Annotated in this window: 7 protein-coding genes; 4 read left to right on the forward strand and 3 right to left on the reverse strand. The window is 73.8% G+C overall.

Annotation, left to right across the window (positions count from 1 at the left end; all coding sequences use genetic code 11):
• A partial coding sequence (locus V7793_RS29585) for a TerD family protein (RefSeq protein ID WP_336012156.1) occupies nt 1-574 on the reverse strand: 574 nt, incomplete at its 3' end.
• Between the two features lie 241 nt (nt 575-815).
• Here V7793_RS29585 and V7793_RS29590 point away from each other — a divergent pair.
• From V7793_RS29590 to V7793_RS29605, 4 genes are read left to right on the forward strand one after another with little or no spacing between them, the layout of a single operon-like run.
• A complete protein-coding gene (locus V7793_RS29590; protein ID WP_336012159.1) occupies nt 816-1,982 on the forward strand; it encodes an HpcH/HpaI aldolase/citrate lyase family protein in 1,167 nt (388 codons plus the stop codon).
• A 5-nt stretch (nt 1,983-1,987) separates the two neighbouring features.
• Nucleotides 1,988-4,594, forward strand: coding sequence for a phosphoribosyltransferase (locus tag V7793_RS29595; RefSeq protein WP_443058020.1), 2,607 nt, complete (start codon nt 1,988-1,990; stop codon nt 4,592-4,594).
• The gene (locus V7793_RS29600; protein WP_336012165.1) at nt 4,591-5,394 is read left to right on the forward strand and encodes an HAD family hydrolase; all 804 of its coding nucleotides are present in this window, start codon (nt 4,591-4,593) and stop codon (nt 5,392-5,394) included. Before V7793_RS29595 ends, V7793_RS29600 begins: the two co-directional genes overlap by 4 nt.
• A 47-nt stretch (nt 5,395-5,441) precedes the next feature.
• A complete protein-coding gene (locus V7793_RS29605) occupies nt 5,442-6,107 on the forward strand; it encodes an O-methyltransferase (protein WP_336012168.1) in 666 nt (221 codons plus the stop codon).
• An 11-nt stretch (nt 6,108-6,118) separates the two neighbouring features.
• Here the strand turns inward: V7793_RS29605 and V7793_RS29610 are convergent, their stop codons facing one another.
• Nucleotides 6,119-6,334, reverse strand: coding sequence for an FmdB family zinc ribbon protein (locus V7793_RS29610; protein WP_168091362.1), 216 nt, complete (start codon nt 6,332-6,334; stop codon nt 6,119-6,121).
• Between the two features lie 32 nt (nt 6,335-6,366).
• Nucleotides 6,367-7,554: hypothetical protein (locus V7793_RS29615; protein WP_336012171.1), on the reverse strand; the 1,188-nt coding region annotated here is incomplete at its 5' end.

Below are 7,554 nucleotides of genomic sequence, written 5' to 3' on the forward strand. Positions count from 1 at the left end.
CGTCGCTTCCCGCCTCCTCGGACTCGTCGACCGAGATCCCGAACTCCGTGGCCAGCCCGACCAGCCCCGACGCGTAGCCCTGTCCCAGCGCCCGGAACTTCCAGCCGTCCCCGCGCCGGTAGAGCTCCCCGCAGATCATCGCGGTCTCGGAGCCCGTCTCCGGACGGACCTCGAACAGCGCGAGCGGCTCCCCGGTCTGCCCCGGGGGGACCGCCGCCGCGTCGTAGACCAGGACGCACAGGTCCCGGACCCCGCCGAAGTCGCCGCCGTCCGCCGAGGCGGCCAGCACGACCCGCTGCACCGACGGCTCCAGTGCGGTCAGGTCGGTCTCGATCGCGTCCGTCAAGCCTTCGACCAGCCGTTTCTTCGGCAGGTGGCGGACGGCGCCGGAGGGGTGGCGGGGCTGGTTGTAGAAGACGAAGTCCTCGTCCGAGCGGACGCGGCCCTCCTCGCCCACGAGCAGGGCGGAGGCATCCACGTCCGGGACGCCCGGGCCGGGGGTCCAGCGCAGTACGGCCCGCACGGCGCGGGCGTCCAGCGGGATGTTCGACCCCTTCAGCATGGCGTGCGTCATGTCCGCAATCCTGCCCTCCCGCGGCTGCGGGGGACAACGCAGGGGGCGGCAGCGGTGGCGACGATCACGAAACCGGCACACGGCGCCCCCGCCGGCTCCCCGGGCCGACACTTCGGGGACTCATACGGGGCCCCAGATTTTCATGCACTTGGGGAACTCTTGACCGGTCGCCGGACGTACGATAATCGGCCACACTTCTGCCCGGACGAGCCGGTGGGAAGTCGTGGCTACGGGGAGAGTAATGAGGCATTTCGAACACCTTGCGCCCTCAGTGCGGAATGGACTGTTCCACCAGGAGCCGGTCGCCTTCGACGCCGGCTCCCCGGCCCGCACGCTCTCCGTCGCCCTCGGCGCCACGCTCTACAGCCCCGCCACGCGGCCGACCCTCGCCGCCGACATCGCCAAGCAGGCCGGGCGCGGCGTCGTGTCCATGGTCCTCTGCCTGGAGGACTCCATAGGCGACCACGACGTCGTCGCCGCCGAGGAGAACCTCGTCCGGCAGTTCACCGCGATGGACGCCGCCGGCGGCCCCGTGCCCCTGCTCTTCATCCGCGTGCGCGAGCCCGCCCAGATCACCGACCTCGTACGGCGGCTCGGGCCCGCCGTCGGGCTGCTCTCCGGCTTCGTCCTGCCGAAGTTCACCGAGGAGCGGGGCGTGCCCTTCCTGGAAGCGCTCACCGAGGCTGAAGCGCAGTGCGGGCACCGGCTCTTCGCCATGCCCGTCCTGGAGTCGCCCGAGCTGCTGCACCTGGAGACGCGCCGCGAGGCCCTCGCCGGCATCGCCCGCACCGTCGAGAAGTACCGCGACCGGGTGCTCGCCCTGCGGCTCGGCGTCACCGACTTCTGCTCCGCGTACGGGCTGCGCCGAGCGCCCGACATGACCGCCTACGACGTCCAGCTCGTCGCCTCGGTGATCGCCGACGTCGTGAACGTGCTCGGGCGGGCCGACGGCACCGGCTTCACCGTCACCGGTCCCGTGTGGGAGTACTTCAGACAGCACGAGCGGATGTTCAAGCCCCAGCTGCGGCGCACGCCCTTCGCCGGGCCCGCGGAGGAGCTGCGCACCGCCCTCATCCAGCACGACATGGACGGGCTCCTGCGCGAGATCCAGCTCGACCGGGCGAACGGGCTCCAGGGCAAGACCTGCATCCATCCCTCGCACGTCGCGCCCGTGCACGCCCTGTCCGTCGTCAGCCATGAAGAGTTCAGCGACGCGCAGGACATCCTGCGGCCGGAGCGGGACGGCGGCGGCGTGCTGCGGTCCGCCTACACGAACAAGATGAACGAAGTGAAGCCGCACCGGGCCTGGGCCGAGCGGATCATGCTGCGCGCCGAGGTCTTCGGCGTCGCGCGGGAGGACGTGAGCTTTGTGGAGCTGCTGGCGGCGAGCGTGGGGGCGGGCGCGTGAGCGGAGTGTGGTCCGGAGCGTGGGTCGCCGAGCGGCTCGGTGTCTCGCTGGACGGTGACGCGCAGCTGCCGGGGCTTCTGGGGCTGGCGCTGAGGAGGAACCCGAAGCGGGCGCATCTGCTCGTGTCGAACGTGCTGGGCAAGCATGTGCCGGCGTCGCCGGCGGCGGTGTACGAGTCCGGGGCCGGGCTCGGGCGGCGGGTGCGGGCCTTGCTGGGCGAGGAGGAGGCGGCGCGGGCCGTCGTCCTGGGGTACGCCGAGACGGCCACGGGGCTGGGGCACGCCGTCGCGGATGGTCTGGGCCTCGCCCCGTACCTGCACTCGACGCGGCGGGCCGTGGCGGGGGTTGCGCCGGTCGGCGGCTTCGAGGAGGAGCACAGCCACGCCACGTCGCACCTGCTGCTGCCGGAGGACGCGGGGTTCTTCTCCGGGGACGGGCCGCTGGTGCTGGTCGACGACGAGTTCTCCACGGGGCGGACGGTCCTGAACACGGTCGCGGCGTTGCACGCGCGGTTTCCGCGGTCGCGGTATGTCGTGGTTGCGCTGGTCGACATGCGGTCGGAGGGGGACCGGGCCCGTCTGGACGAGTTCGCGGCGGAGCTGGGCGCGCGGGTGGATCTGATCGCGCTCGCTTCGGGGGCGGTGCGGTTGCCGGAGGGGGTGCTGGAGCGCGGGCAGGAGCTGGTGGCCGAGCGGGAGCGGGAGGCGGCTGCGGCTGCCGCTGCGGGTGCGGGTGCGGGTGCGTCTCGGGTCCGGCGGCGGGGGCTCCGGGGCGGGGGTCCGGGGCCGTATATTTACGGGCCCGAGCGCGGTGCCGCAGCGGAGCCCTCTTCCTCACCGGACCCGCAAATACACGTCAGCGCCCCGGACCCCCACCCCTGCGCCCCCACCACCTCCCGCGTCGACCTCCCGTGGCCGTCCGGGGTTCCCGACGGGGGCCGGCACGGTTTCACGCCGGAGCACCGGGTCTTGCTGGAGGCCGCGCTCCCGCGGATGGCGGACACGCTCGCCCTGGCTGTGGGCAATCGTGCCGCCGGGGCGGCACGGGTGGGCACGGCCGCACCCGCAGACGGCGATGGCGATCGCACCCCGCGGCGCGTCCTCGTCCTCGGCAACGAGGAGTTGATGTACGCGCCGCTGCGGCTCGCCCAGGCGCTGGACGACGCCCTGGGAGGGGTGGACATCCTCTTTTCGACGACCACGCGGTCGCCGGTGCTGGCCGTGGACGACCCGGGCTACGCGATCCGTTCGCGGATCACCTTCCCGGCGCACGACGCCCCGGACGACGGCCCGGGCGACCGCTACGCGTACAACGTGGCGGGCGCCGGCTTCGACGCCGTGGTGGTCGTGGTCGACTCCCGCGGCGACACCGCCGCACTGCACGCCCCGGGCGGCCTGCTCGACGCGGTCGCCCCGCATACCGGTCAGGTGCTGCTGGCCGTCGTTCCCTCCTACGTTCCCGAGGTCGCTTCCTCCATGCCCGAACCGCTCAGAGGCCCCGCCTTCTCCTCCTACGAGCCGGAGGACGTCGGCTGGCTCCTCCAGGACCTTTCCGGTGCCGAGCTGGAGGCGCCCACCGAGGAGCGCGAGGAGGCGATTCAGAGCGGCGGTGCGCACTACGCCGAGTCGCTGCCCGTCGAGTACCAGCCGAGCGAGCAGTACCAGGCGCTCTTCCACGCGGCCCTGGACGCGTCGGCGGGTCGCATGGCCCGTGCCGTGGGGGCCGTCACCGAGCTTGTGCTCGCCGAGCGTTCGCCGCGGCCGGTGCTCGTTTCGCTGGCCCGGGCCGGGACGCCGGTGGGGGTGCTGATGCGCCGCTGGGCGCGGCACGCGCACGGCCTGGACCTGCCGCACTACGCCGTCTCCATCGTGCGGGGGCGCGGCATCGACCGGGTCGCCCTGCGCTGGCTGGCCGAGCACCACGACCCCCGTGACGTCGTCTTCGTGGACGGCTGGACGGGCAAGGGCGCCATCACGCGTGAACTGGCGGAGGCGCTGGAGGACTTCGAGGGCTTCGACCCGCGGATCGCCGTGCTGGCCGACCCGGGGCAGTGCGTGGACACCTACGGGACGCGGGACGACTTCCTGATTCCGTCCGCCTGTCTCAACTCCACGGTCTCCGGGCTCATTTCGCGTACGGTGCTGCGTTCGGACCTGGTGGGGCCCGAGGACTTCCACGGCGCCAAGTTCTACGAGGAGCTCGCCGGGGCCGACGTGTCCCGGGCCTTCCTCGACGCCGTCACCGCCCGCTTCGGCGAGGTGGAGGAGGACGTGGCGCGGGACGCCAAGGAGCTCGCCGCCGCCGACCGGACGCCCACCTGGGCCGGCTGGGCCGCCGTGGAGCGGATCAGCGAGGAGTACGGCATCCACGACGTCAACCTCGTCAAGCCGGGGGTGGGGGAGACCACCCGGGTGCTGCTGCGCCGCGTCCCGTGGAAGATCCTCGCCCAGCGCGGGACCGGAGAGGACCTGGCCCACGTGCGGCTGCTCGCCGAGCAGCGGGGCGTGCCCGTGGAGGAGGTGGACGGGCTGCCGTACAGCTGCGTCGGCCTCATCCACCCCCGCTACACCCGCGGCGCGACCGGTGCCGACGGCAAGGCGGTGGCCAAGTGACCGTCGTCGTCGCCAGTGATCTCGACCGCACCCTCATCTATTCGGCCGCGGCGCTCGATCTCGCCGGGCCCGACGCCTCGGCGCCCCGGCTCCTGTGCGTCGAGGTCTACGACCGCAAGCCGCTGTCGTACATGACCGAGACCGCTGCCGCCGTGCTCGCGGAGCTGACTGCCGCGGCCGTGTTCGTGCCCACGACCACCCGGACGCGCGAGCAGTACGGGCGGATCAGCCTGCCCGGCCGGCCCCCCGCGTACGCGATCTGCGCCAACGGCGGGGAGTTGCTCGTCGACGGCGAGTCCGACCGCGGCTGGCGGGCCGGGGTGGAGCGCCGCATCGGCGCCGAGTGCGCCACGCTCGCCGAGGTGCGCGCGCACCTGGTGCGGACCGCCGACCCGGCGTGGCTGCTCAAGGAGCGCACCGCGGAGGACCTGTTCGCCTACCTCGTCGTGGACCGTGCCCTGCTGCCCGGCGAGTGGGTCGCGGAGCTCACCGAGTGGGCCGGCGCCCGCGGCTGGAGCGTGTCCCTGCAGGGCCGCAAGCTCTACGCCGTGCCCCGGCCGCTCACCAAGAGCGCCGCGGTCGCCGAGGTCGCGCGGCGCGCGGGCGCCTCCGAGGTGCTGGCCGCGGGGGACTCCCTGCTCGACGCCGACCTGCTGCTGTCGGCCGGCCGCGGCTGGCGGCCCGGCCACGGCGAACTCGCCGACTCCGGCTGGTCCGCCCCGCACGTCACGGCCCTGGAGACGCGCGGCGTGGCCGCGGGTGAGGAGATCCTGCGGGCTTTCACGGGTGCGGCGGCGTAGGCTCGTTCGCGTTTGCGACAAGTCGCCGGCGAGTCGAGGAGAACCCCGTGGCAGAGTTCAAAGGCACTCCCATCACGCCCGAGCTGCACGCGTACGTGCTCGCTCACAACCCCCCGCTCGACCCCGTGCAACGCGGGCTGGTGGAGACCACCCAGCGGGCCCTGCCGGACCACGCGATCAAGCAGATCGCCGAGGAGCAGGGGGCGCTGATGGCCTTCCTCGTCCGGCTGACCGGTGCCCGGCACATCGTGGAGGTCGGCACCTTCACCGGCCTGTCCGCGCTCTTCATGGCCCAGGCGCTGCCCGAAGGCGGCAGACTCGTCACCCTGGACATCTCCGACGAGTGGACGGCCTACGCGCGGCAGGCCTGGGAGCAGGCGGGCGTCGACGGCCGGATCGACCTGCGCATCGCGCCCGCGCTGGACTCCCTGCGGGCCATGCCCGAAGAGCCCCGCATCGACCTCGCGTTCATCGACGCCGACAAGGACAACTACATCAACTACTGGGAGGAGCTCGTCCCGCGGATGCGGCCGGGCGGGCTGATCGTCGTCGACAACGTGCTGATGGCCGGATCCGTCCTCGACCCGGGCAACCACCCCATGGGCGCCGCCGTGCGGCAGTTCAACACGCACGCGGCGGCCGACAAGCGCATGGAGTCCGTGATGATCACGGTGGCCGACGGGCTGACGCTCGCCCGGCGCGTGGGCTCCTAGCCGCCGGGCGGCTAGGAGCAGCAGCCGCCTCCGCAGCATCCTCCGCCGCCGCCCTGCGGGGCCGGGGCGGAGGATGAGCCGCCGCCCGTGACGGCCACGGCCGACAGCAGCTTCACCGTGTCCTCGTGCCCCACGGGACACGTGGCGGGCGCGCCGGACTCGGCCATGGGCCGGCTGAGCTCGAAGGTGTCACCGCAGGCACGGCAGCGATATTCGTAACGAGGCATGCGGGCAGCATAGCCAGGCCCGGGCGACCGCCCTACCGCCCCCGCTCCCCCCGTATCCCCTGCACGACCCCCGCCACGGCCCCCCGCACCGCCTCCGTCTCGGTCAGGAAGTGCCACCAGTCCGGGTGGCGGCCCTCCAGCCCCGCCACCGCCCGCTCCAGGCGCTCCACGGCCTCGTCCAGCGGCCCCGCGTGCCGCGGATCGGGCGTGCTGCGCCCCTCCATCGCGAGCCGCTGGGCGTCGCGGATCGCGAAGCGGGTGCGCTCGACCTCGCCCTGGTGGTCGAAGGAGACCTCGTCCAGCCGCCGCAGCCGGTCCCCGGCGGCGGAGACGGACTCGTCCGTCGTGCTCAGCACGGCCCGCACGGTCGACAGCAGGGACAGCGCGTCCGGCCACCGCTGCTCGTCCCGCGCCCGGCGGGCCTCGGCGAGCTTCTCCTCGGCCCGGGCGACGGCCCGCTGCGCCTCCTCGGGGACCTGCTGGAGGTCCTGCCAGCAGGCGGCGCTGTAGCGGCGGCGCAGTTCGCTGAGGACGGGCTCGACGCCCGCGGCGCGGGTCGTCAGGGCCTGGGCACGCGTCCGCAGGGACACCAGGCGCTTGTCGATCTCGGCGACCTTCGCCGGCAGCGCCTCGGCCTCGGCGCACACGGCCTCGGCCTCGTGCAGGACCCTTTCCGCGCGCCGGAGGGTCTCCTGGACGCCGTGCTGCCCGGCGCCCTGGTTGAGCCGGGTGAGCTCGGGGGAGAGGGCGGCGAGGCGCGCGGCGAGGCCGTCGGCCTTGAGGCCGGTCTCCCGGACGGCGTCGAGGGCCCGGGTGGCGGCGAGGAGGCCCTGGCGGGCCCGCTCCACGGCGGGCGCGAGCCGGGCGAGCTGTGTCTCGGCGGCGCTCAGCAGCGGGGCGAGGCCCTGCCCGAAGCGCTCCAGCTCGGCCTTGACGCGCAGCAGCTCGTCCTTGGCGGCGGTGAGGTCGGCGCGGGCCCGGGCGGCGGAGCCCGCGTCGAGGTCCTCGCGGTCGATGTCGTGGGAGTCGACGGCCGAGATGTAGGCGTGGGAGACCTCGTCGATGCGCTGCCCGAGGGCGGCGAAGTCCGTTTCGGCCTTGCGGGCGGCGGGGGAGGAGTCCACCGCCGTGATCGTCTCGATGGAGATCCGCAGCTCGCGCTGGGCGGTGTCGAGCTCGTAGAAGGCGGCCGCGGCGGCGTCCTTCGCTGCCTGGGCGTC

This window comes from Streptomyces sp. KLMMK, assembly GCF_036961605.1.
In the GTDB taxonomy this organism is placed as follows: Bacteria; Actinomycetota; Actinomycetes; order Streptomycetales; family Streptomycetaceae; genus Streptomyces; species Streptomyces telluris.